Source organism: Sorangiineae bacterium MSr11954 (assembly GCA_037157815.1).
GTDB classification, from domain to species: Bacteria; Myxococcota_A; Polyangia; order Polyangiales; family Polyangiaceae; genus Pendulispora; species Pendulispora albinea.
Map to the genome: position 1 here is coordinate 8840199 of CP089984.1, position 23917 is coordinate 8864115.

At 65.9% G+C, this 23917-nt stretch carries 21 protein-coding genes; 4 read left to right on the top strand and 17 right to left on the bottom strand.

The window, feature by feature from the left end:
* Window positions 1-46: 46 nt before the first annotated feature.
* The 4 genes from LZC94_34425 to LZC94_34440 all read right to left on the bottom strand — a co-directional run bounded on the left by LZC94_34425 (window position 47) and on the right by LZC94_34440 (window position 4691).
* Window positions 47-928 (bottom strand): succinate dehydrogenase/fumarate reductase iron-sulfur subunit, encoded by an 882-nt coding sequence (locus tag LZC94_34425; protein ID WXB12934.1) that lies wholly within the window; start codon window positions 926-928, stop codon window positions 47-49.
* Complete coding sequence (locus LZC94_34430) at window positions 928-2832, bottom strand: fumarate reductase/succinate dehydrogenase flavoprotein subunit (protein ID WXB12935.1); 1905 nt, start codon at window positions 2830-2832, stop codon at window positions 928-930. The genes LZC94_34425 and LZC94_34430 overlap by 1 nt, the downstream gene beginning before the upstream one ends.
* Complete coding sequence (locus LZC94_34435; protein WXB12936.1) at window positions 2832-3611, bottom strand: hypothetical protein; 780 nt, start codon at window positions 3609-3611, stop codon at window positions 2832-2834. Before LZC94_34435 ends, LZC94_34430 begins: the two co-directional genes overlap by 1 nt.
* 189 nt (window positions 3612-3800) lie before the next feature.
* Window positions 3801-4691, bottom strand: a complete 891-nt coding sequence (locus LZC94_34440) for a zinc metallopeptidase (protein ID WXB12937.1) — start codon at window positions 4689-4691, stop codon at window positions 3801-3803.
* A 12-nt stretch (window positions 4692-4703) separates the two neighbouring features.
* Here LZC94_34440 and LZC94_34445 point away from each other — a divergent pair, with 12 nt between their 5' ends.
* Complete coding sequence (locus LZC94_34445) at window positions 4704-5984, top strand: pyridoxal phosphate-dependent aminotransferase (GenBank protein ID WXB12938.1); 1281 nt, start codon at window positions 4704-4706, stop codon at window positions 5982-5984.
* Window positions 5985-5992: 8 nt separating this feature from the next.
* Here the strand turns inward: LZC94_34445 and LZC94_34450 are convergent, their stop codons facing one another.
* Both LZC94_34450 and LZC94_34455 read right to left on the bottom strand, forming a co-directional pair.
* Complete coding sequence (locus LZC94_34450; GenBank protein ID WXB12939.1) at window positions 5993-6763, bottom strand: Nif3-like dinuclear metal center hexameric protein; 771 nt, start codon at window positions 6761-6763, stop codon at window positions 5993-5995.
* 16 nt (window positions 6764-6779) lie between these two features.
* Window positions 6780-7400 (bottom strand): hypothetical protein, encoded by a 621-nt coding sequence (locus LZC94_34455; GenBank protein ID WXB12940.1) that lies wholly within the window; start codon window positions 7398-7400, stop codon window positions 6780-6782.
* Between the two features lie 221 nt (window positions 7401-7621).
* Here LZC94_34455 and LZC94_34460 point away from each other — a divergent pair, with 221 nt between their 5' ends.
* From LZC94_34460 to LZC94_34470, 3 genes are all read left to right on the top strand, one after another.
* Complete coding sequence (locus LZC94_34460) at window positions 7622-7903, top strand: DUF1232 domain-containing protein (protein WXB12941.1); 282 nt, start codon at window positions 7622-7624, stop codon at window positions 7901-7903.
* The gene (locus LZC94_34465; GenBank protein ID WXB12942.1) at window positions 7900-9018 is read left to right on the top strand and encodes a 3-deoxy-7-phosphoheptulonate synthase; all 1119 of its coding nucleotides are present in this window, start codon (window positions 7900-7902) and stop codon (window positions 9016-9018) included. Before LZC94_34460 ends, LZC94_34465 begins: the two co-directional genes overlap by 4 nt.
* A gap of 80 nt (window positions 9019-9098) precedes the next feature.
* Window positions 9099-10178: a teichoic acid biosynthesis protein gene (locus tag LZC94_34470; GenBank protein WXB12943.1), complete on the top strand. Its 1080-nt coding sequence runs from the start codon at window positions 9099-9101 to the stop codon at window positions 10176-10178.
* A gap of 679 nt (window positions 10179-10857) precedes the next feature.
* On the opposite strand, the gene LZC94_34475 is transcribed toward LZC94_34470, so the two are convergent.
* From LZC94_34475 to LZC94_34525, 11 genes are all read right to left on the bottom strand, one after another.
* Entirely contained in the window at window positions 10858-11274 is a 417-nt protein-coding gene (locus LZC94_34475) for a secondary thiamine-phosphate synthase enzyme YjbQ (GenBank protein ID WXB20284.1), read from the bottom strand.
* A gap of 123 nt (window positions 11275-11397) precedes the next feature.
* Window positions 11398-11742 (bottom strand): hypothetical protein, encoded by a 345-nt coding sequence (locus LZC94_34480; protein WXB12944.1) that lies wholly within the window; start codon window positions 11740-11742, stop codon window positions 11398-11400.
* A 245-nt stretch (window positions 11743-11987) separates the two neighbouring features.
* Entirely contained in the window at window positions 11988-14474 is a 2487-nt protein-coding gene (locus tag LZC94_34485) for an MMPL family transporter (protein WXB12945.1), read from the bottom strand.
* A gap of 83 nt (window positions 14475-14557) precedes the next feature.
* Window positions 14558-15616 carry a phosphatase PAP2 family protein gene (locus LZC94_34490; protein WXB12946.1) on the bottom strand — a complete coding sequence of 353 codons (1059 nt, stop codon included), beginning with the start codon at window positions 15614-15616 and terminating at the stop codon, window positions 14558-14560.
* Window positions 15613-16980: an aspartate aminotransferase family protein gene (locus LZC94_34495; protein ID WXB12947.1), complete on the bottom strand. Its 1368-nt coding sequence runs from the start codon at window positions 16978-16980 to the stop codon at window positions 15613-15615. Before LZC94_34495 ends, LZC94_34490 begins: the two co-directional genes overlap by 4 nt.
* Window positions 16977-17408, bottom strand: coding sequence for a GtrA family protein (locus LZC94_34500; GenBank protein ID WXB12948.1), 432 nt, complete (start codon window positions 17406-17408; stop codon window positions 16977-16979). Before LZC94_34500 ends, LZC94_34495 begins: the two co-directional genes overlap by 4 nt.
* Window positions 17405-18304 carry a CDP-alcohol phosphatidyltransferase family protein gene (locus LZC94_34505; GenBank protein ID WXB12949.1) on the bottom strand — a complete coding sequence of 300 codons (900 nt, stop codon included), beginning with the start codon at window positions 18302-18304 and terminating at the stop codon, window positions 17405-17407. The genes LZC94_34500 and LZC94_34505 overlap by 4 nt, the downstream gene beginning before the upstream one ends.
* Window positions 18305-18357: 53 nt before the next feature.
* Window positions 18358-19473 carry a Gfo/Idh/MocA family oxidoreductase gene (locus tag LZC94_34510; GenBank protein WXB12950.1) on the bottom strand — a complete coding sequence of 372 codons (1116 nt, stop codon included), beginning with the start codon at window positions 19471-19473 and terminating at the stop codon, window positions 18358-18360.
* A 328-nt stretch (window positions 19474-19801) separates the two neighbouring features.
* Window positions 19802-20401, bottom strand: coding sequence for a TetR/AcrR family transcriptional regulator (locus LZC94_34515; GenBank protein ID WXB12951.1), 600 nt, complete (start codon window positions 20399-20401; stop codon window positions 19802-19804).
* Between the two features lie 424 nt (window positions 20402-20825).
* Window positions 20826-21647, bottom strand: a complete 822-nt coding sequence (locus LZC94_34520; protein WXB12952.1) for a DUF3047 domain-containing protein — start codon at window positions 21645-21647, stop codon at window positions 20826-20828.
* Between the two features lie 103 nt (window positions 21648-21750).
* Window positions 21751-23874: a hypothetical protein gene (locus tag LZC94_34525; protein WXB12953.1), complete on the bottom strand. Its 2124-nt coding sequence runs from the start codon at window positions 23872-23874 to the stop codon at window positions 21751-21753.
* Between the last annotated feature and the right edge of the window lie 43 nt (window positions 23875-23917).

Sequence of the window (23917 nt, forward strand, 5' to 3'; positions counted from 1 at the left end):
CGACGCAATGCGTCTGCTCCCGTGTGCGAATGCGCGAACGCGCGGATCAGCGCTCGAGCTCACCCTTCCCATTGCCGCCGTCGACCCGGTGCCGGCCGGAGATATCGGCCGTCTTTCCCGCCTCGGTCGGCTGCGCAGGGACCTTGTGCGCGCGCGGCTTGCCCGCGACCTTGCGCAAAAGCCATCGGACCGGATCGTAGTGATCGTCGGCGATGCGCTCTTTGAGCGGGATGATGCCATTGTCCGTGATGGTGATGTGCTCCGGGCAGACCTCGGTGCAGCACTTGGTGATGTTGCAGAAGCCCACGCCGAAATCGCGTTTGACCATCTCGCGCCGATCGAGCGTATCGAGCGGGTGCATATCGAGGGTGGCCAGGTGAATGAGGAAGCGCGGGCCCGAAAACACTTCCTTCTTTTGGTGATCGCGCACCACGTGGCACACGTTCTGGCAGAGGAAGCACTCGATGCACTTTCGAAACTCTTGAATGCGGTCGATATCGATCTGCTGCATCCGCCAGTTGCCGTCGGCGTCGCGCGGGCGCGGCTTGAAGGGCGGTATCTTCTTGGCCATCTCGAAGTTCCACGAGACGTCGGTGACCAGATCTTTGATGATGGGAAACGCCCGCATCGGGGTGACGGTGATGGGCTCGCCCTCGGGGTAGGCGCTCATCCGGGTCATGCACATCAAGCGCGGCTTGCCGTTCACCTCCGCGCTGCACGAGCCACAGCGGCCGGCTTTGCAGTTCCAGCGCACCGCCAAGTCGGGCGATTGCTTGGCCTGGATGTCGTGGATGGCATCGAGCACCACCATGCCCGGGTATGTCTCCACCTCGTAGTTCTGGAAATCGCCGCCCGCCGCGGTGCCTCGGAACACGCGGAGCTTCGCCGCCTTCGCCTTCGAACCGTTCGAACCAGGATGCGCGGCCATCACTCCTCCTCCAGGACTTGTTTGATCTCGCCCGGAATGGGCGGAAGGGGAACTTCGCGGACCTCCATCGTGTCGCCGTGCTTGCGCGATACGATGTTCACCTTGGCGAAATGCTCTTTGTCGGTGTCGGGGAAGTCGTCGCGGGCGTGCGCGCCGCGGCTCTCTTTGCGGAGCACGGCGGCGCGCGCCATGGCCTCCGAGACGATGAGCAGGTTGCGCATGTCGATGGTCTCGTGCCACCCCGCGTTGTAATGGCGGTTGCCGTCGATGCGGATCGTGCCCGCCCGCTCGCGCAGCGCCTCCAGACGGCGGAGGCCCTCGCTCAAGTCCTCCTCGGTGCGGATAATGCCGACGTACGTCTGCATCGCGTCCTTCAGCTCCTCGTGGAGCGCAAAGGGGTTGGGCCCGCTGCTTCGCTCGAAGGGCGCGAGCGCCTCGCGCGCCGCGTCCTCGATTTGCCCGAGGTCGAGCGAGGGGAGCCCGCTCCGCTCCTTGGCGTGGCGCCCGGCGTGAAGCCCGGCGATGCGCCCGAAGACCAGGAGATCCGAGAGCGAATTGCCGCCGAGACGGTTTGCGCCGTGCATGCCGGCCGCGCACTCGCCCGCCGCGAAGAGACCGCGCACGCGCGTCTGCTGCGTCTCCGGATCGACGCGGATGCCGCCCATGGTGTAGTGCGCCGTGGGGCCGACCTCCATGGGCTCCTTGGTGATGTCCACGTCGCCCAGCTCTTTGAACTGATGGTACATGGCCGGCAGCTTTCGCTTGATGTCCGCCGCCGTGCGCCGCGTGGCAATGTCGAGGAAGACGCCCCCGTGCGGGCTGCCGCGCCCCGCCTTCACCTCGGCGTGGATCGCGCGCGCCACGATGTCGCGCGGGAGGAGATCCGGCGTGCGGCGCACGTTCTTGTCCATCTTGCCGCTGGTGCTGAGCGCCAGCCAGCGGTCGGCCTCCTCCTCCGTGGGCGCCGTCTCGTTGGCGTAGAGCGGGTGGATGTAGTCGAACATGATGCGCTTCTGATCTTTGTTGCGAAGCGTTCCACCTTCGCCGCGCACCCCCTCGGTGATGAGCGTGCCCCGCACCGACGGCGGCCACACCATGCCGGTGGGGTGAAACTGCATGAACTCCATATCCATGAGCTCCGCGCCCGCGAGGTAGGCGAGCGCCTGCCCATCGCCGGTGCACTCCCACGAGTTGGAGTTGATCTGAAATGCGCGCCCGATGCCCCCCGTGGCCAACACCACCGCCTTCGCCCGAAAGAGGACGAAGCGGCCGCTCTCGCGCCAATAGCCAAATGCGCCTGCGACGGCGTCGCCCTCCTCTTGTCCAGAGGCGCCGGGAGCTCCGGAGCCGCCGCCGGAGCCGGGCGTGGTGAGCAGACGGGTGACGGTGCACTCCATGTACACCTTCATGCCGGTGTGAATGCCGTGCTGCTGCAGGGTGCGGATCATCTCGAGCCCCGTGCGATCGCCGACGTGGGCGAGGCGCGGGTATTTGTGACCGCCGAAGTTGCGCTGCAGGATGCGGCCATCGGCCGTGCGATCGAAGAGGGCGCCCCACTCTTCCAGCTCGTTCACCCGATCCGGGGCCTCCATGGCGTGGAGCTGGGCCATCCTCCACTGATTGAGGTAACGGCCGCCCTTCATGGTGTCGCGAAAGTGGACCTTCCAGTTGTCCTTTGGCTCCACGTTCCCCAGCGCGGCCGCCACGCCCCCTTCGGCCATCACGGTGTGCGCTTTGCCGAGCAGGGATTTGCAGATCAGCCCCACGTCGAGCCCCAAGGCCGAGGCCTCGATGGCCGCGCGCAACCCCGCACCCCCGGCGCCGATGATGATGACATCGTGCTCGTGTGTCTCGTAACGCGCAGAACCATCCGACGACGTCGATTGCGATTGTGCAGAAGGCATCAGAGGATCCTCACATCTTGGATCACACGCAGCGACACCATACGCACATACAGGTCGGCCAGTGCCACGGCGAAGAGGCTGGTCCAAGCAAAGAACATATGGTTCTGGTTGAGGCGCGATACACCGCGCCAGAGCGCGTGACGCAATTGGCCAAAAGGGGCCGTGGAATAGCTATCGACGCTGCCGCCAATGAGGTGGCGGAGCGAGTGGCATGAAAAGGTGTAGCCGGTCAAAAGCGCGGTATTGAGCGCCAGCACCAATGTGCCCACGCCGACGCCAAAGGACGCCTCCGTTCCGTAGGGATCGCGGAACCAGAGCGCTTTGTAGACGTCGTGCCAGAGGATGACGAGGAAGCCCAACGCGACATAGAGCGCAAAGCGGTGCAGGTTCTGGAAGATGAGGAGCTTCGTCTCACCATTGTAATTATCGTGGCGTCCCCCCTCGCCGACCGCGCACGCCGGCGGATCCATGGCAAACGCACGGTAATACGCTTTGCGGTAGTAGTAGCAGGTGAGCCGAAAGCCCGCGGGCCCCGGCAAAATGAGCATGGCGGGCGATAGGAAGGGGATCCCCCACCCCGCCGTGGGGATCAGCGGTGAATAGAACGGGGAGAGATACGGCCCCACGCGATAGTAATCGTTCTCGAAGGCGCGAAAGGTCGCATAACAGATGAACCCCATCAGGATCACGAACGTGATCGCGGGCCCAATCCACCAATTGTCCTTCCGCAGCGTCGCGCCAAAATCGAGCACCGGCAAATGCACAACCTTGTTCGCCATGGCCACCCTTTCCCGAGTTCCCCGTTTCCCCTCTTGCTCGGACCTGAGCGGACGCTAACACAAACTGGGTTCGGTTCTTCCGCTCCCGTTTGTGCCACGTAGGGTGTTTGGCGAATTTAGGTCAGCAGAGCCTTTGGCTTCTGACGCGCTACATCACGGCTGCACCATGACGACCGCGCGCGCGGGACATCACAACTGCTGCGCTGCGAAGGTATCGCACGATTCCATTTTTCCGGTCTCGTAGCCACGCTTGAACCAGCGCACCCGTTGCTGCGAGGAGCCGTGGGTCCAGCGCTCCGGGCTCACGGTGCCCGTCGACATTTTTTGCAATCGGTCGTCGCCGATGGCGGTGGCGGCGCCGATGGCGGACTCGATGTCGCCCTCCTCGAGCAGCTTTCGCTCGCCGGTGGAGTGCGCCCAGATGCCGGCGTAGCAATCGGCTTGCAGCTCCAGGCGCACCGATCCACTGGTCGGCCCCTTGTCCGCGCCGCCGCGACCTTGCACCTTCGCCTCGGTGCCGAGGAGGTTCTGCACGTGGTGGCCGATCTCGTGCGCGATGACGTACGCCTGCGCAAACTGCCCGCGCGCGCCCAGGCGGCCCGAGAGCTCCTGGTAGAAGCCGAGATCGATGTACACGCGCGAATCGGCGGGACAGTAGAACGGACCGGTGGCCGATTGCCCGTAGCCGCACCCGGTGGCGGTGCGGTTGGTGAAGAGCACCAGCTTGGCGCGTTGATACGGCATCTTTCGCTCGGAGAACTCGCGGGTCCACGTCTCTTGGTTGTCGTCGAGGACGAACGACACGAAGTGCACCAGCTCCTTCTGCGGATCGCCCGCGGTGACCCCCGGAGCATGCTCTTGCCGCACCGCGCGCGTGGGGCCGCCAAAGAGCCCCAGCTGGCTCACCACGTAATAGCCCGCGATGCCGAGCAAGATGATCCAACCGAAGGGGCTGCGCAGAAGCGGGCCGAGGAGCGGCAAGAGCCCGAGCAACCCGGGCCCTCGCGGACCGCCACCGTCATCGGAGCTGCCGCGCTTGTCGATGACGTCGCGGCTCTCGTGATCTTCGTCCCAGCGCATGGTGCGCTTACAATGCAAGCAACCGGCCCGGGTGTCCAACTCGACGAGACCTTCGCCCCTGGGCCCAAAGTCGGCTATGAACCCAGAGCCTTGACCTTCTCGCACCGAAGCTCATTCGATTCGCGGCCCAACGCGCTCACCCTCGCGCTCATCGAGCACGCGCGCGTCTACGGGAACACCCTTTTGGACCTGACGGTCTCCAACCCCACGGAGGCCGGCATCCCCTACGACACGAGCAGCATCCTCTCGGCGTTGGCCGATCCGCGGGCGCTGGTCTACGAGCCGCACGCGTTCGGTCTCTCGAGCGCCCGCGAGGCCGCCGCGCGCGAGGTCTCGGAGCTCGCGGGGCTGCCCGTGGATGCGGCCGACGTGATGCTCACGGCGAGCACGAGCGAAGCGTATTCGTTCCTCCTGAAGCTCCTCTGCGACTCGGGCGACGAAGTGCTCGTCCCGCAGCCGAGCTATCCGCTGTTCGAGCACCTGGCCGCCTTCGAGGCCGTGCGGCTGGTTCCCTATCCGCTGGCCTACGACGGCGCATGGCACATCGATTTTGCGGCGCTGCGCCGCGCCATCGGTCCGCGCACGCGCGCCGTGCTGGTGGTGAACCCGAACAACCCGACCGGTTCTTTCCTCAAACGCGACGAGCTCGCGGCCCTGGCGGGGCTGGGGCTGCCGATCGTTTCGGACGAGGTCTTCGCCAGCTATGTGCTGGAGGACGATCCGGCGCGCACGCGCTCGGTGCTGGAGACGAGCGAGACGTTGGTCTTTGCGCTCGGCGGGCTCTCCAAGCTGGCCGCCCTTCCGCAGATGAAGGTCGCGTGGACGGTGGTGGGCGGCCCTCGGGCGCAGAGGCGGGAAGCGCTCGCGCGCCTCGAGCTCATCGCCGACACGTTTCTCTCCGTGGGCACCCCGGTGCAGCACGCGCTGCCGACCTTGCTCGCCACGCGGGCATCGGCCCACGATGCCATCGCCCAACGCACGCGCGCGAACCTCGAAGCCCTCCGCACCGCCCTCGCGCGCGCCGCGTCGCCGGCGACCTTGCTGCGCACGGAAGGCGGTTGGTACGCGACCTTGCGGCTGCCGCGCACGCGCTCGGAGGAGGCTTGGGTGCTCGACTGCCTCGAGAAGGATCACGTGTACGTGCACCCCGGCGCCTTCTTCGAATTTTCGGAGGAGGCGTTCCTGGTGCTGAGCCTTTTGACCCCCGAGGCCAACTTCGCCGAGGGCGTCCGGCGTATCCTCGATCGTGTCGAGGAGCGTGTCGAAGGGCGTGTCTCGGAGCCGGTTCGCTAGCTCGTACGCTAGACGATGGAGAACGGATCGCGGTCGGCCGTGCTGCGTTCCACGGTGACGGTGAGCTTTTCGCGCAAGGTGCGCTCCAGCGCGCCTAGCGCCACCCGCTCGCTGTTCGAGTGGAGCGCGCACACCACGGTCATGCCGGCGGCCGCCGCGGCCAGGGCGTCGTGGTGCCGGATCTCGCCCGTGAGGTAAAGGTCCGCGCCGGCGGCGATGGCATCGCGGTAAAGATCGCCGCACGCGCCCGCGCAAACGGCGACCCGGCGCGCGCTTCCCGCCATCGGCCCCGCGACCAGCACATGGGAGAGCCCCAGGCCGGCCTTGATCCGCGCGATGAGCGCCTCGCGCGACGCGGGTGCCACGGCGCCCACCCGGCCCATGCCGAACGCATGGGGCGCGGGCACCGCCACCTCGCGCAAGGGCACCCGATCGACCAGGCCGATGACATCCGCCAGCACGTCGTTGGTGCCGCCGGGCGCCACGTCGAGCGCCGTGTGCGGGCTGTAAATGGCGATATGGTCCCGAACCGCCGAGAAGACGAGGCCGGGGGTCACGCGCTTGAGCGGCTGAAAGATGAGCGGATGATACGCCACGATCATCTCGGCGCCGCGGGTGCGCGCCTCTTGGGCGACGGCGTCGGTGCAGTCGATCGTCAAGAGCACGCGCGACACGGGCGCGTCGGGATCGCCGACCAAGAGGCCCACGTTGTCCCAAGGCTCGGCGAACCGAGTGGGGGCGATTGCTTCGAGGATCGCTACGATTTCGCCAACGCGCATACCGGGTGGTTAGCCCCTACCACCGCGGCCCCGCCCCGCGCAACGCGATCGCAGGCCCCAGCCCTTCCGAGCGCGTCACCAGCTCGTCGGCCGCCCGCGGCGCGGCCCTGCACCATCCCACGAGCGACTCGAGCGCCTCGGGATCCGCGTCGCGGATCGCTCGAAAATCGTCCCAGCCGCGCCGGTTCATCATGAACTCGCCCAGGCCCTCGTACGGGTGCGCGATGGCCCAGCGAACGAGCATCCGCACGTGATCGGGCTGCTCGTACTCCCAGCGCAAAAGGCGTTGGGCGCTCTGGGGGTGGTGCTCCATCCACTCGGCCAGCATCTTGGCGGGGAACGGGTAGCGCGCGCTCCACTCGCTGGCCGTCTCCGACGAGGGGGTCGGGTACTTCAAGTCGTCTTCGACTTGCTTCTGCAGCGGCGTGGACACCGTCGGCGGCGCGTTGACATCGCCGTAACCGGTCGGCAGCTTCATCTGCACCGAGGTCACCTCGGCCGAGGTCAGCGCTTGCTGCGACACCGCTGTGCGCGGCGGCGCCGATTGCGACTCCGAGCATCCAACACCAACGGAGGCGAGAACCACCACACCGATCCACGCAGCCCACGGGGTTCGAATCCCAATTGCGGTTGCCATTGCGCCAAGCTCCTCCGGGTGACCGCGGCGCGGCTATCTCGCCACGCCGAGGGGGGGCAGTCATCCGGTTGCAGCACGCTCGTGCATCTGCCGGGCCAAAGCGGACAATCACGCATTCGCCGCGCGATCGTACGGAAACGTGAGCCTCCTCGCCCGCGCGCCGGGCATCCAAAGTGTGGCATGTGGCGCGCGTGCTGCGGCGCGTTTATGTTTTGTGCGCCATGAGCTCACCTCGCGCGGCCGCGCGTGCCGTTCCCATCGGCTACCTCGCGGCGATCTACCGGTTCTTCCGTGACCCGAACGCGTCCATCGTTGGAAAGCTGTTCGTCTTTCTGACGGTGGCTTACGTGGTGTGGCCGATCGATGCCATTCCCGATGTCGCGCCCATCCTCGGGTGGCTCGACGATTTGGGCATCGCCACCCTGGCGCTCGCCTATTTGGGCCGGGTGGCCGCGCGTTACCGCCATGCGCTCCCGCAAGCGCCGGGAGCACCCGCGCCATGATCATCATACTCAAGCCGGATATCGCGCCCGACGGCCCCGAGGTTCGTGAGTTGGTCGCGCAAGCCGCGCGTTATCCCAATATCGCCGCCAAGGTTTACTCCTACCGCGGCGAAAACCACGTGCTCACGGAGGTCCACCTCATCGGCGAGACCAAAGTGATCCCCGCCGAACCCTTCGCGGAGCAGGCCCACGTCGTCCGGGTGGTGCGCGTCTCGGAGAAGTACCGTTTGCTGGGCCGCCACGACGGGCAGATCGACGCGGTGGGCTTCGAGTACCGCGGCATCCGCTTTGGCCAGGACACGCTCCACGTGTTTCCCGGACTGTGCGCGGTAGACAATCGTGCAAATGTCGAAGCCACCTTTGCCGCCATCGGCGCAGCGGGTGTCAAAACGGCACGAATGGGAGCGTACAAGCCGCGCACCAGCCCGTACGACTTTCAAGGGCACGGCAAAGACTGCCTGCCGTACGTGTTCGAGCTCGCGGCCAAATACGGCATTCAGGTCGTGGCCATGGAGATCACGCGCGAGGCGCACCTGGACGAAATCCGGGAGGCTTTGCAGCGGGCGGGCAACCCCACCGGGGTCATGCTCCAGATTGGGACGCGCAATGCGCAGAACTTCGAGCTCCTCAAGGTCGTGGGGCAACAGCGCGAGTTTCCGGTTCTTTTTAAGCGGGGGATGGGCATCACCCTCGAAGAGGCCCTCAACGCGTGCGAATACGTCGCCAGCGAAGGGAACACGAGCATCGTGTTCTGTCTGCGTGGTGTCAAATCGCACCTGGGGGCGCCGCATCGCAATCTCATCGACTTTTCGCACGTGCCCGTGGTGAAGCGGCTCACGCGGCTCCCCGTGTGCGTCGATCCTTCGCACTCCGCCGGGCGCCGCACCCTTTCGCCCGACGGCATCAGCGAGATCCACCACGCCACGGCCGAGGGGATCATCCTGGGCGCCAACATGGTCCTGGTCGACTTCCACCCCGATCCGGCGCACGCCCTCTGCGATGGGCCGCAAGCGCTCACCCTGGACGAATTGCCGAATTTTCTCGAGGATGTGCGGCTCGTCCGCGAGACGTATCTGCAGCGGGTGGAGCGCGCCCGCAAGCGGGCGGCCACATAGCGAAGGTCGCGCGGGTCGAGCGAACGGCAGCGCGCAGGCGCGCCTTTCTTTCGAGCGGGACCCTACGTACCCTTTCGCCGATGAGGATCCTTTACGGTGTCGTCGGCGAGGGGATGGGGCACGCCATGCGTTCGCGCGTCGTCCTCGAGCATTTGGTGCGAGAGAACCACGAGGTCGAGATCATGGCCTCCGGTCGCGCGGTCGACTTCTTGTCGAAACACTTCGAGGGGGTGCGCAAGATCCATGGCTACCACCTGATTTACGAAGAGAACCGGGTTCGCCTCGGAAAGACGGTCTGGTCCAACGTCATCGCGGGGACAGCAGGCGTCCCCGAGAATATTGCGGCCTACTTCGAGCTCTTCAAGAGCTACCGGCCGGAGGTCGTCATCAGCGATTTCGAGTCGTGGACGTATTTGTATGGCAAAACGCACAACCTTCCGGTGCTCAGCATCGACAACATGCAGATCATCAGTCGCTGCACGCACGACGAAGCGGTCACGCGCGGCTACGAGGCCGATTTTCAGCTCGCGCGCGCGTTCGTGAAGAGCAAGCTGCCATTTTCGAGCGAGTACTTCGTCACCACGTTCTTTCAGCCGCCCATTCGCAAGGAGAGGACGCGTCTTTTTCCTCCCATTCTCCGGCCCGAGATCGAACAAGCGAAGGCGTCGGCCCGACGTGGCGAACACTTGCTCGTTTATCAAACTGCCGAAGGGAACGAGGGGCTCGCGCGCGCATTGGCCAGCGCCGGCATCGAGTGCCGCATTTACGGCATGCGCCGGCAGATTCAGGAAGAAGAAACCGAAGAAAATCTGCGGTACATGCCCTTTAGCGAGACGCGCTTCATCGAAGACCTCGCCACCGCCCGCGCCGTCATCGCCGGGGGCGGTTTCACATTGATGGGCGAGGCCGTCTATCTGCACAAACCGATGCTCTCCCTCCCCGTCCGCCGTCAGTTCGAGCAAGTGCTCAACGCCCGCTATTTGGAGAAACTCGGCTACGGACGCGAGGCCTCGCAGATCGATGCCGAAACGGTAAAAGGGTTTCTCGACATCGTTCCTCGATGTGAAGAGAAGCTCGCGAGCTACGAACAAACGGGGAATTTGCAGCTATTTCGCGCCGTCGACGAGTTCCTCGATCGAGCCGCGGCCGGCCTCGTCTAACATTCAATTTCAATACGTTCGAGGGCCACTTGCCAGAGAGACTCTCTGGCTTATCTTCAAGTCTAGAGGGCGACGCATCCTTCACGGCGCGTCCCCACAGACTTCTGCCCCGATGCATAGATGTCGCCTCCGCCAGCGGAGCGACCCTGGTCTTCGCCTTCGTTTGCCCTAGAGAAATGAAAAGCGAAGCCCCATCGTTGCGGCCCCACCAATAAGGGGCCCATGCGGGGCATCAGCCGGCCTCCTTCGCGCGCCCTCCCCTCCCCGCGCGTTGGAGGCCTTTTTTTTGTGCGCGTCACGGCGCACGGTGCAGCGCGCTGCGCGCACCGAACGATCGGGAATGTGCGCGCGCGCGTAGTGCGTGGTTGAACCGCCGGGGCGCACGAGGAACCTCGAGCTGCCCGAGGGTGCTTCATCGCGGGGGTGTCCCGAGGATGCTCATCGGCAAGGCCACCCGAGGCGATCATTGCCGGGGCGCTCATGGCCTACGGCGCCCGCGGCGCTCATGGCCCAGGGCGCCCGGGGGGACTTCAACCGCCAGGGCGCTAGGGCCGCTAGCAGGAGCAACCCGATCACGACGAGAGGATTTTGATTCCTCTCTCTCTTCCCTGCATCTGCATGCCTAGCGGCCCTAGCGCCCTGGCGGTTTCCTCTCTCTCTCTCGGGCGAACGAGAAACGCTACTGCCCGATGACGGAGACGGCGAGGCGGCGCGTGTGCGGGTGGCGGCGGTGTTCCCAGACGTAGAGGGCCTGCCACGTGCCGAAACAGAGTCGCCCGTCGATGACGGGGATGGATTCGCTCGTTCGCGTGATGGCGCCGCGCAAGTGGGCGGGCATGTCGTCGGGGCCTTCGTCGTCGTGTTCGTAGGTGTCAGACTCGGGCGCCAACCGCGACATCCATTTTTCGAGGTCGCGCAGCACCGCGGGGTCCGCATTTTCTTGAATCACCAGCGACGCGCTCGTGTGTTGAACGAACACCGTGCAGAGGCCCTGCCCAACCCCAGCGGCACCGACCACTCGAGCGACCTCGCGCGTCACATCGTAAAAGCCCCGCCCCTTCGTTCGTACCTCGATAACGTCGTTATGAATCTTCATCACTCAGCGGATATGCCACATTTGTGACTCTTTTGTTGCCCCCTCCGCGAGCTGCAAATCCCCCTCCCGCCGCTGCTGCACCTTGGCGCAGAGCGGCAAACGTCAAAGGCTGCCAGCGCGTGATTACGCGTGACCGTTGGCGGTGGGAAAGGGCTCGGGGACGGCGTCGACGGGGTTCATCTCGTCGACGGTGATGGCGAATTCCTCTTGGGCCTGCGTCTCCACGAATGGTCCGCCCACCTCGTCTGCGTTCAAGGCATCCCGAAGCTCCTGGGTCACCTCTTCCCCCGAGGTCGCCGATGCGAGGAAATCCTCGGCCAACGACTCGGCCATGGGCTCGGCGGCGCGGGTATGCCCGCTCTGGCCCCAAGCGTACGGATCCGGGAGGAATGCGTCTGCACCGTCCGTGCGCCCTCGGGAATGATGGGATCCATGGTTGCGGCGGGTTGCGCCGTCCAGATGCTTCATTGGATGTCTCCTTCACGTCGTTGTTCGTTGTGGGCCGTGCCGCCCCTTCCCAATGGATCACCTGGGGCGATGGCACTCGAACCACAACTCAGCAATGCGCGTGCCGCGATTCACCTTGCTTGCTCGCGCGCACCTACCGACTCTCAGCGCTCGACTTTCTGTCGCGCCAAGCGCCTTGTCCGTCAAGAGACAAAGAGCCCGATTTCGAGGAGACAGCTATCCAATCGGGCTCCCTCGTATTTAGTTCAGTGCGTCGTCCAGGGCCGCCCGTGCTCGGAGCTGGGCGGATGGTCGGATGCACGCGCACGACGCCCGCGCCGGCCGTCGAACCAGGCGACGAGCGCCGGGAGCGCAAGGATCGCCGCGGTCACGCAGGCGATTTCGCCGAGGACGGCCACCAGGCCAAACAAGAACAGCGCGCGGTTCTGGGCCATCAGCAAGGACGAGTAGCCGATGGTCGTCGTGAGCGAGCACAATGCCACGGCGCCGCCGGTGGCTCGCACCGCCAGGCCGACGTCTTTGCGTCCGTCCTGGGCATAGCGGGCCATCACGTTGACCGCGTAGTCGACACCGATGCCGAACGTGATCGGAAAGGCGATGAAGTTCGCGAAGTTGATCCGAACGCCAAAGGCCATCATGGCGCCCGCCAGCCAGACCACGCCGAGCAAAAGGCCGCCCACGATATAGGCGGAGATCACATTGGTGCGGAACAGCAGAAGCACCACGAGCATCACGCCGATGAGCGCGGCCGAGCTCGCACGGATTCCATCCCGGCGGATGGAGTCGAGGATGTCGGCCGACAGCGGAAGCGATCCAGCGACCCGCGCCGGCTTGGCGCCCGGCCCCACGGCGTCGCGCGCGATGGTGCGCAGCGACTCGACGAACATGGCCAACGGCGGGCCCTCCCAGAGCGCGTGCGAAGGGCGCGGGAACACCAGCACCGCGCGCCCGTACGAGCCATCGCGCTCGCGCAGGCCGGTGGTGAACACGTGCGGAAGGTCCGCGAAGGTCACCGGCTTGTTCTCGTCGTTGGCGAGCAGGCGGTCCATCAGCTCCTTCTTCTCCGGCGGGACCAGCGAGCGCATGTTGGGCGTCATGTCGTCGCGGATGGCGTCGGCCTCGACGAACTTTGCCTGCTGATCGCCGGGCAAAACGTCGTCGATGGTGCGGATGTTCGAGATCATCTCGTGCAGCGGGCTGTCGTGCGACGCCGAAGCCTTTCGCACCGCCTCGGCCACCGCGCGCGCTTGCTCGGGGCTGTCGGTCAGGATCACCGTCGGCGTCAGGTAGGTGCCGAGCAGCGCGTCCATACGGCGGCCCCAGTAGCCTTCACCGCTGACCCAGGTGTCGGCGCGACGCAGCTTCGAGAAGTCGTACTCCAACTCGTTGGCGCCGAAGTGGCTCAGCTGCTGAATCGACAAGGCCAAGAGCACGCCGGAGACCGCCAGCACCCAGCCCGAGCGGCGGGTCACCAGCTTGGCGAAGGGGGCCATGAAGCCACCGTGCTCCACCTTACGATGCGCGCTCGAGTCCTTGTCGAGCGCCTTGGTGAGCGACGGAATCAGCAGGTACGCCGTCAGCCACGACATGACCATGCCGATGCCGCCGATGTATCCGAACTGCGCGAACCCACGGAAGTCCGTGAGCGCCAGCGACGCGTACGAGACGCCGGCGGCGAGCGCCGCCGAGACGGTCCCCACGCGCGAAGCCCATACGCCGGTGACCATCGCCTGCTCGACCCCCACGCCCGCGCGGCGCTCTTCGATGTAGCGCGCGAGCAGGATGATGCCGAAGTTGATGCCGTTGCCGACGATGATCGAGCCCAAGAACGCCGTGTTGGAGTTGAGCTCCTTCACGTGGAACGGGGGCAGCGAGGCGAGCGCAAACGAGTAGACCGTGGCCAGGAGCAGCGGCGGAATGAGCACCAGCACGCTGCGCCACCAGCGGTAGTAAACCACCAGCACGGCCACCACGAGCACGAACACCACGATCGACGAGAACGACAAGTCGGCCATCAACGCCGACGTCTCCTCGACCGAGATGGCCACGTCGCCCGTGTAGCCGACCTTCATGTTGGGCGCGTAGTGATCGGTGCCGCCGAGCGCCGAGATGTCGGCCTTCACCCGATCGAGGAGCTCCGTGCCCTTCCCGCGGCCGGTCGAGAACTCACCGACCTCGATCAGGAGCAAGGAGACGTGCTGCTGCGCGCTCGAGAAGCGGCCGCTCGGGAAGCGGTCCGCCTCCGAGCCATCGCCGCCGAGGCGGGCCTTGTACTTGGCCTCGATGTCCGAGAAATCCAGGGCGGGCGGGGTGTCGCTGTCGTCGAGCGACGAGCCGGTCTGCTTCTGCACCTCCCAATCGCGCCGCGCTTCGATGCGCTGGCGGATGGTCTTGAGGTCCGCGAGATCTGTGTAGAGTGCAATATTCTTCTCGAGGAAGCTCTTCTCCTCGGATTGCCCGAGGCGCACCTCGCGCACGAGCTCGGGGGGGTACTGGCGCACGCGCGCGGCCAGATCGTCCAGGAGCTTCTCGCCCGCCGGCAGGTTCTCGGCGTTGCCCGTGTCGACCAGGACGCCGAGGAACTGGAGCCCGGGCATGCGCTTGCGCAGCTCGTCGATGGCCACCACGCTCGGAGCTTGGCGCGGGAGCAGCTCTTCGAGCTCGCTCCGCAGGTGCATGTACATGTTCGCGGTGCGCCACACCGCCGGGATCGCGAGCAGAAGTGCGCCCATCCAGAGGATGCGCCCATAACGAAGAGACCAAGCTACCGCCGCGCGAGCCCACGGAGGTACCGAAGAATAGGTTCCGTGGCCATTCATGATCGTGTCTCCTGGATTTCCGGCTCCTGGATTTTCCCAAACGCGCGGACTTCGCCTGCCAAAGACGCGGGCTCGAGCCGCTCGAAACCATCCCCGTCGTCACTTCCGGGGCGACGCAGGACCCTGCCGAGGACCCGAATCAAGCCGAAGGTGAAGATCGCATACGTAAGGCCGACCATGACGTCGATGACCCAGTGGTGATCGAGGTAGATGGCCGAAAAGCACATGAGCAAAAAGAACCCGAGGGTGAAGGCCCGTCCGCGCGTGCGAAATCGAGACCAGCCCTCGAGCACCACCAAGAGCGGATAGGCCACGTGCAGCGACGGGACCGCACCGAACACATCGCTCGCACGACCGTACAGGCCGTGGAAGTAGGTCATGCCGAACAGAGCGTCGACCCGCGCCAGGTTGGGGCCTTCGCTCGCCTTGGCGAAAAGGTCCACCGCACAACCGTGGGTGTGGAAATACCACGGGGGCGCCGCCGGATAGAGGTGATAGGTCGTAAACCCAATCACATTCAGCGCCAGCCAGCCCCAGGTGAAACGCTGCATGGCGCGAAAATCGCGCATGAACAGGTAGCCGGAGAAGGCGATGCAATAGAAGAGGAAGGTGCCGTACGGAATGGCGCAAAGCACGTCGAGCCCGAGGCTCGCGTGCTGCTGGAAATAGTCGTGCAGGGTGATGCGTGTACCGGCCAGATCGAGGCCAAACCAACGCAGCTCAAGGGCACGTAGGTCACACAGATGCACAGTGCTGGCATCGATCCCCACGTGTTGAACCAGGCGCATCGAATCGTAAAGTAGGGCGACGAGGCCCATTGGGTAGAGCCCTACGCAGAGCTTCTTGGTGAAGGCATTGCCATATGCAAGCCCCACCACCACAACCAGAATCAGGATGTGGTCCCAACGCAGCGCGCCCAGCGACGCGTTCATGATGGAGTCGAGGACGAAGGGCACCGGCGGCAGCCACCACGTCCATCGCGGCCAGAGCGCGCGGATATGACGCCAGGCCGCCGTCGGGATCGACCCGGATTCTCGAGGCGGCGCGACGTTCACGTGAGACCCCACAGATTGGTTCGCTTGGCCTCGTCGAACACTTCGCGCAGAACGGCGATGCCGTTCTTGGCCGTTTGATGGTCGATGGTGAGCGCCGGCTGAATGCGGAAGCTCGGGGCGTACGCCATGGTGAGCAGGCCGCGGCGAACACACTCATCGAAAATGCGGCGGGTGACGGTGCGCGAGAGCGGCTGCTTGGTCTTCTTGTCCGCCACGAGCTCCACGCCCATGAAGAGGCCGCGTCCGCGCACGTGTCCCACGAACGGGTACTCGTCGACGAAGGCGGTGAGCTCCTCGAGCATGGCCGCGCCGACCTCGCGCGCGTTCTCGACCAAACCGTCCTCGTCGATGGCGCGCAAGGCCGCGACGCCGGCCGCCGCCGCGAGTGGATTTCCGCCGTAGCTCGAGGACGAGCCCGATGGAATCGACCACGGCTTTGCTTGGGAGATGGCGTCGGTGGTGAGAACGCCGCTGAGGGGAAAGCCGCCGCCGAAGGCCTTGCCGAGGGTGACGATGTCCGGCTTCACGCCCGAGTGATCGACGCCCCAGAAGCGACCCGTCCGGCCAAAGCCGGTGATCATCTCGTCGGCCAGAAAGAGCGCGTCGTGCTCCTTGGCGAGCTCGCGCACCGCGGGGAGGAAATCGTCGGGCGGGACGACATTGCCGGCGGTACCCTGCATCGGCTCGATGACGAAGGCGGCGATGGCGTTCGTCGAGGCGTTTTTCAGCTGCTTGCGCCCGTGCTCGACGCAGGCGAGGCCGCACGAGGGGTACGTCGTACCGAAGGGACAGCGGTAACAATCCGCGTACGGCAGGATGTGCGCGCCGGGGACCATGGGGCCCAGGCCCTCTTTGAAGGTCGATCCCATGAGCGACAAGACGCCCATGGTCTTGCCGTGGAAGCCGCCCCAGAACGAGACGAACTCGCTCTTCTTCGTGTGGCTCTTGGCCAGGCGGAGGGCGCTCTCCACCGCCTCGGCGCCGCTCGAGTACAGTTGAAGACGGTGAACGCCGAGGGCCGGGGGGTGCTTGGCGACCCGCTCGAGGAGCTCGACCCGCGACTCGGAGGTGAACGAGCCGACCGATGCGCGCGCGACCTGGTCGGTGATGGCTTTGACGACGCCGGGATGGCTATGGCCGAGGGCGCCGACACCGATGCCGCCAATGAAATCGAGGAACGTATTTCCATCGACGTCGGTCACCGCGCTCCCTTCGGCGCGCTCGACCGCGATACCTGCCATTACGGCATAGCCTTGCAGGCCCGGGGCCACATGCTCATCCTCGCGTTGCCGCAGCACCGTGCTCCGCGGGCCGGGAACGAGGGTCTTCAAGTGGACTTTTTGATTCTTGGGTGTTGCCGTCATGTCGAAGCGCCTCGATCACGAAAAACGAAGTGACGATGCAGGGGGAAATTCCAGAGGATGCTGACGAGAATGGATACGGCCACCCGCGCAAGGAGGTATTGCAAGCCCGCTTGGTGGTGGAGCACGAACACGCCGAGCGAGTTGAACCCCGCGCTCGCCGACGATACGAGGGCGTAGCGCACGGCCTGCGGCGCCGCCGAACCACCCGTCGCGCGAAAGATGCGCCGGCCCAGGAGAAAATTGACGACGGCGCCGAACGCTGCGCCCACCAAGGTGGCGATGGCCGGGGACAGAACGCCAAGCTCGACGAGCACGGTCATGGTGCCGAAGTCGATCGCCGTTGCCACGATCGAGGCCATTTGGTGTCGCCCGAGCAGGTGCAACGTGCTCGGTCCAGGGCGGGTGCGCGCTTCCATGGTTCGATTCATGAAGCCCGCCGATCCACATTGGTGCGAATGCTCGACACCGCCGCCGCCGCCGCCGAGATGGGCGTGGGCGTGGGCGCGGGCGGCGTGGGGGCCGCGGCTTTCGGCTCGTTCTTCTCGGCTTGTCCCGCCTTCTCGAGGTCGCGGCGGCGAAGCGAGACGGTGAGGGCGTAAAGGCGCCGGATGGCGCTCACGTTGGAGAAGAAGGCGACGATTCCAAGGACGGCGAACATGGGCACCTTGGCCCACGCGATGCTCGCGCCGGTCGGGGCGAGCGCGGCCACGATGGGCACGATGGTGATGCCGACATTGAGGTAAACGGCGCGCTCTTGCCGGCGCATCCAGCCGCGGGGGACCTCCGCGTGGCAGGCCTCGGCCTTGGCGGTGGCGTAGCTCACCATGAAGGAGCCGAGCAGCGCGGCGAGCACGAGGGCGAGCAGGATCGCGTCGTCACGGTAGAAGATGGCGAGCCCCGAGAGGAAAACGCCCTCGAAGTAGCGGTCGATGGTCGCGTCGAGGACCTCGCCTGCGTCGGAGGCGACCCCCGTGTTGCGCGCGACCAGGCCATCGAGCGCATCGCCCAAGGAGGCGACCGCGGTGATGACGGCCGCCACGCCAAAGTGCCCAAACGCCAAGGCCGTCGCGGCCACCAGGGCGAGGCCCATGGAGATGAACGAGATGGCGTTCGGGCCCATGCCGAGGCGCTGGCAAAATCGCGCGATGGGCTGGAGGGACCAATAGGCCATCTCCATGAGCCGGCGACCCAGGAGCGGTGACGAGCCCGCCGCATCGACGCGCGCATAGTGCGCCTCGCCGCGCAAAACGAGCCGCACGCCGTAGGCGGCGACCACCGCCACGAGCAGAGACAGCAGTGCGAGCGAGGAAACGAGGTCGATCACCGTCTTGGCCTTTGTTCTTCTTTGCTTCTGCGAAATTCTCGAACGACGAGGAGCTACCGCGCGACGGAGACCGCCGGGCGGCCGGGGCGGCTCAAACGCGGCGCGTCACCGAGCGGGAGCTCGCGCGAGCCTTCCATGGCGGACTGGTAGGCGCGCGTAATGAGCTCGACGCAGCGGAGGCTGTCCTCCGCGGACTTGCCAACGTGCTCGCCGATGTCGATGGCGTGGGCGAAGTCGCCGAGCAGCGACTCGAACCAGATGACGTGGCTCGCATCCATCCAGTCGGAGGGGATGCTGTCGCGGAGGGTCTGCCACCTGTGCGGCTCGCCTTCGCGCGAGGTCATGACATTCACCTCGACGTCGTCGTCCTCGACCCGGATGGCGCCGCGCTCACCGTGCAGGGTGTAAATGACTTTGCGCACGCCGGCCGTCCACGAGAGGTGCGCGCTGGCGGTGGCGCCGGGGAAGCTGATGGCGCAGCTCAGATTGTCCTCGGTGTCGTACGGGCCGAGGGTCGACATCTTGGCGGTGATGGCGGTCGGGTATGCGCCCAGCCAGTCGAAGGCGAGGTAGAAGGTGTGGCTGCCGTGGTCCATGGCGATGCCGCCGCCCGACCACCGCTTCTCGCGCCGCCAATCGGGGCGGAACTCCGGGACACCGCGGGCATGGGTGCTACGAAATGTTTGCAAGGTGACCATCGACACACGACCGATGCGATCGGCGTCGAGGGCGCGGCGCACGGCCTTGATCACCGGAGCGTGCCGGTAATTGTGGCAGGGGTAGAGCACCCGACCGACGCGACGTGCCCGCGCCAGCATGGCGCGGGCGGCGTCGGCCGTCGTGGCCAGTGGCTTCTCACAGAGGACGTGCAGGCCGCGGTCGAGGGCGCGCAGGGCCAAGGGCGCGTGCTCCGAAGGCGGCGCGGTGATGTCGACGAAATCGAGGCGCCCGTCCTCGAGCGCAAACAATGCGTCGGCGCTCTCGTAGATGCGAACCCCCGGCATCTCCGTGCGCGCCCTTTCGCGTCGGGCTGCACACGTATCGACTACGGCCACGATTTCCAACGGCGACGCGCCCTTATTCGCGAGCGCTTTGTACGCCGGAGCATGGCCACGCTCGGAAATGAAGCCGTAGCCAATGATCGCCCCACGCAGAGGTCGACGATCCATTTTTATTTACCTTCCCCTTCCACCCGCGCTCGCGCGCGGTCCCGCAGATCACGAAAGATCACGAAACCGAATGCAACGTTGTTGACGCAGCAACCGTGAACGGGCCGTAACGATCGCGAGCTTGTGCCCTTCCTGGAAATTGGACCAGTTTTTGTGGAGTTGAAGCCAAAATCGCTGGAAAACATCGTTGGGTTCATCATCCGATTCATCGGGTTCTTACCTCGCCCACGTGGGCAACCTCCTCCGTATTGCGAAAGGAGTGCCCGGTCGCGGCCGTAGCGTTCAAAAACCTGCGCGTTCAACCAGAGAAGAAGGTCGGATGCAAGGATCACGTGCGTGTCCTCGTGCGGGGGCCCGCGCCTGCGCCGCGCAAAAACAAGTCGACCACGCGCTCCGCCTCCTCCGCCACCGGGCGGGCACGCGCGTCGATGCGGTCGAGCAGTATCGCGCGCACGACACCCATGAGTAGGGCCGGATACAGGTCTGCCGACTCCAGGCGGAGCACTTTTTCCTTGAGCCCCGCTTTGACGATCTCCGCCGCCTGCTCTTGAATCCGCAACATCGCCGAGCGCTCGGGTGAATCGGACGATTTGATGCGGTCCAAACATTGAAGGCCGAGATGCTCGGTCTGCAGCACGATGGAGAGAAAATCGTGCCGGTTGTCGAAGTGCTGTAAGACGACGCGAACAAATGCCGTGAGCTTGTCGCGAAACGGCAATTTTTGCGCTTCCTTCAATACGGAATCCACTTCCGCGAACATTTGGGCGCGGCGGGTGAGGAAAAGCTGCCGTATGAGCTCGTCCCGATCGCGGAAATGGTTGTAGATCGTGCCCACAGCAATTCCTGCGCGCGCTGCAACGGCGTTCAGGCTGAAGGCTTCGACCCCCGCTTCGGACATCACCTCTTCAGTGGCGTCCAATATCGCCATGGCCGTGGCTTCGCGTAGCCGACTACGCAGCCTTGGAGTCCTCATGGCATTTGATGAACGCGGATTCACGACTTGAAGGCTCGCAGATTTGGGGCCGCACGAGGCCACCGTCAAGCACGACTCCAGCGTTCTTCACGGTTCTTAACGCACGGCAGACGTCGCCGCCGCCAAGCGTTTTCACCTTCTATTACGAGCGTGCTCGGTATTCGGTTCCCCAGCTGGTTACTTAGGGAGAACCGTTGGTTCCCCAACCGGTTACTTGCGAGCGCGGTCGCGGTTTGCCGCGGAGGGATCGCGATGCGCAGCGAGCGCTTTTGCGCGGCTGCCCCTGCCGGTGCGGTCGGCGCGAACGCGGCGGTCGGAATAGCTGAGCTACCGAGCGGGACCGCGCATACGCGATGGCGCGGGCGCGATATCGCGAAAGTTAACGCGCTACGAGCGTGAAGTTTGCGTAGTCGGCTTCCGCCAGGGTTTTCGTGCCGTCGCCGTCGGTGACGACGCCGACGTAGAGGACCTTTTGTCCTTCGCACGCGCCATATTCGCGCCGGTAGAGCGCGCAGAGATCGACGCTTTCTTGACGCCACTCGGGGCCCGCGGGATCGCTGCGCAGGGGCACTTGGAGCAGGCCGTGTTGATGCGTTCCGGTGGGGCCCGGCTTGGCGAGCCAGCCGAATTTGAATCCGCGCCCGCCGACGATCATCGACGGCTGCTTGATGATGACGTAGATACCGGCGGCGCAGTCCTCCCACGCGTCGCTTTTGGCGGCGGGGTGACGGGTGACACGCCATTTCCATTCGAGGCTCGCCACTTGATCGAGCGGCGCGGGGCCCTGCTGAAAGGGCTGCCCGTAGTGCATCGCCGGCGGTCGGTCCTTCGACGCGCCGTCGTAGTGCGCGTGCAGATAGTTGAAGGCGCCCTCCGTGCGCAACGAATAGACGCGCGCCAAGGTGTCGCGATCGTGATCGAACGGGTCGAGCCAGGGGAGCGGGCGCTTGGTGAATTGCTCCTGCCAGAACACGCGCCGAGGTGCGGGCGCGGGCGCAGGTGCGGCGTCGGCCTTCGCGGGGGGCGCGGCCGCCGGGGTACCGCCTTCGGCAGCCATGGCCGTGGAGGCGGTGGCTGCATCGGCGACGACGGCGAGGGCGGCCAGAAGGAGCGGCACCATGGCGCCGAGGCGTGACACGCTGGCCTTACGGCCGTCGTGGGTCTCCCGGGGAGACGGGTCGAATCGGAAAAGAGGCTGCATGGTGCGCTTTCAAACTTAACGCGCCCGCGGGGCGCGTGCTCGTAGCTTGGACGTAGCCCCCGCCGGGGAGATGCAAAACCAACCGAGCAAGTCAGCAGATCGATCAGCGGGTGGTCGGGCTGCCGCGGGACGATACCGGGCGACTCGATACCACGGTGCGTGCCCGGACGACTTGTCCTTCGGCGACGATTTCGACGCCCACAGTGCGACAGCGGCGCGAGAGCCGGTCGGTGTCCACACCGGGCTGAACGATGAGCCCGCCCGGCGGAGAAGGGTCGACGAACAGCTCGCTGGTCGCCCGCCGGGTGCGAAGCATCTCGCGCACGTTGGCGTCGTCGACCCAGAGAAAGCCGCCCGCCGCCACGAAGCTTCCGCGCCCGACCACCACGCTGGCTTGCGCCAGGGTGCGCGAGAGCGTCTCCGGCAAGGGCGCCAGGGCCTCGATGCGCTGGCGAAGCGCCTCGGGGTCGAAGCCGGCGGCGAGGGCCCGCGAGAGGGTCTGCGGGGCGACGATCAAGTCGATGGTGTCGGTCGCGCGGCCGACCTCGACGAAGGGTGCAATCTGCATGATGTTGCAGATGCGCGAGTGGATGCCCACGCGAAGCACATTGGCGTCGTAGAACTGCGACTGCGTGATCTCGGTGGAGAGCGGCCGGTCGAAGAGCAGCGAGCGCCCGCGCGGGGTCAGACGCAACGTGACGGTGCTCTGCGTCTCGGCGCCGCCGTCGGCCGCGCTCTCGGACGCAAAGGCGTCTTCCTCGCCCAGATCGAGGACGCCGAGGGCCGGGAGGCTCTCGTGCACGATACGGGCTGCGACATCCATCGGGTCGATGGCCTCGACCCCGACCCGATCGGCCCAGCGGCGCAAGAGACGCGAGATGCCCGGGATGCGATCGTCGCTCTTGAGGTAACCGGCGAGCGAAGACCACGGCACCCAGCCGCCCTCCGCCAGCTCCGCGACGGCATCGAGCACCATTTCGCGAAGGACGCCGACGGGGCTGGGATCGCGCGACTCGGTGGAGACGCGAAACAGCTCCGGCTCGGGCCGCGCTTCGTCCCACGCACCGCCGCGGCGCCACGTCTTGAAGAGGGCCGGCGTGAGCTCGCCCATGGTGAGCGAGCCGGGTGGCGCCGACGCGCTCATGGCCGACGCGTCCCACAAGCCGGTGGCGCGCGAGAGGGCGATGAGCATGGCCACCTGCGAGGGATCGCGCCCGAATCGGGTGGCCAAGCGCTGCACCAGCGACTTGGGCGTGCCGATGCCCGCGCGCACTTCGTTTCCACCCTCGCGCGCGACGATGGCGAGGCCAATGGCCAAAATCGACGGATCCGAGGCGAACTTGGCGCGGCGCGGGGCGTGGTCGCCCGTGAGGACGAAGGACTTTACCTGCTCGCGGCGCTGCGCGCGCTCGGCGAGCCGGGTCGCGCCTACGATGGCCGCCACCTCGGTGGGGACGATGTGGCGATTCGGATACACCGGGATCAAGAAGCCACGGCGCTCGAGCGAGACCCCCACGCCGCGGCGGGATGGGGTGGGCCCCGATGCGCTGCGAAGCCGAAGAGGCTCGCGCTCCAGCTCGAGGAGCTCCTCCGTGGACACCTCACCGCCCTCGCGATCGACACCATCGAGCAAGCGGCGCTCGGTGGGCGCCAGGCGTTCGATTTCTTGCTCGAGCCGATTGGGATCGGTCAACGCTTTCCACGCGACCTCGAGCGAGAGCGCGAACGGCTGCGTAGCCGGGCGACCGAGGTAGTGGCTGGCGATGGCGCTCATCGTCTCGGGCGATGCCTGCGCCAATAGGGCGCGCAGGCCATGCGGATCTTCGCCCTCCCACGTGCGCAGCTGCACCAGGTACGCGGGCGGCAGGATCAACTCGACCGCGCCTTTGCCACCGCGGGCGAACATCAGGCCGCGCGCGCTCAGCGGCTCGAGCGCAGGAGGCACGGTGGGCACGATGAGCGAGCCCCTGGCCTCGGCCACGCGATGCAAAAGCTCGACGCATGCATTGGGCAGCCGGCTCGAATCGCGCAGATCAGGCTGCGCCACGAGCACACGCGCCACTTGCGAGGGGACATCGAGCCGCTTGGCGGTGTCGATACGAATCGCAAGCCGCGCGATGAGCGACTCGAGCTCCGCGGGCGGAAATGCACGCAGGATCTCCACGAGCCGATGGGTCGTCGGCGTGGGTGAAACGGGCGGGGGGGATTGGCTAGGGGAAGACGTCAACGAATGCGGCCGGTTAGAAGACTGAAGACGGATGGAACCAATG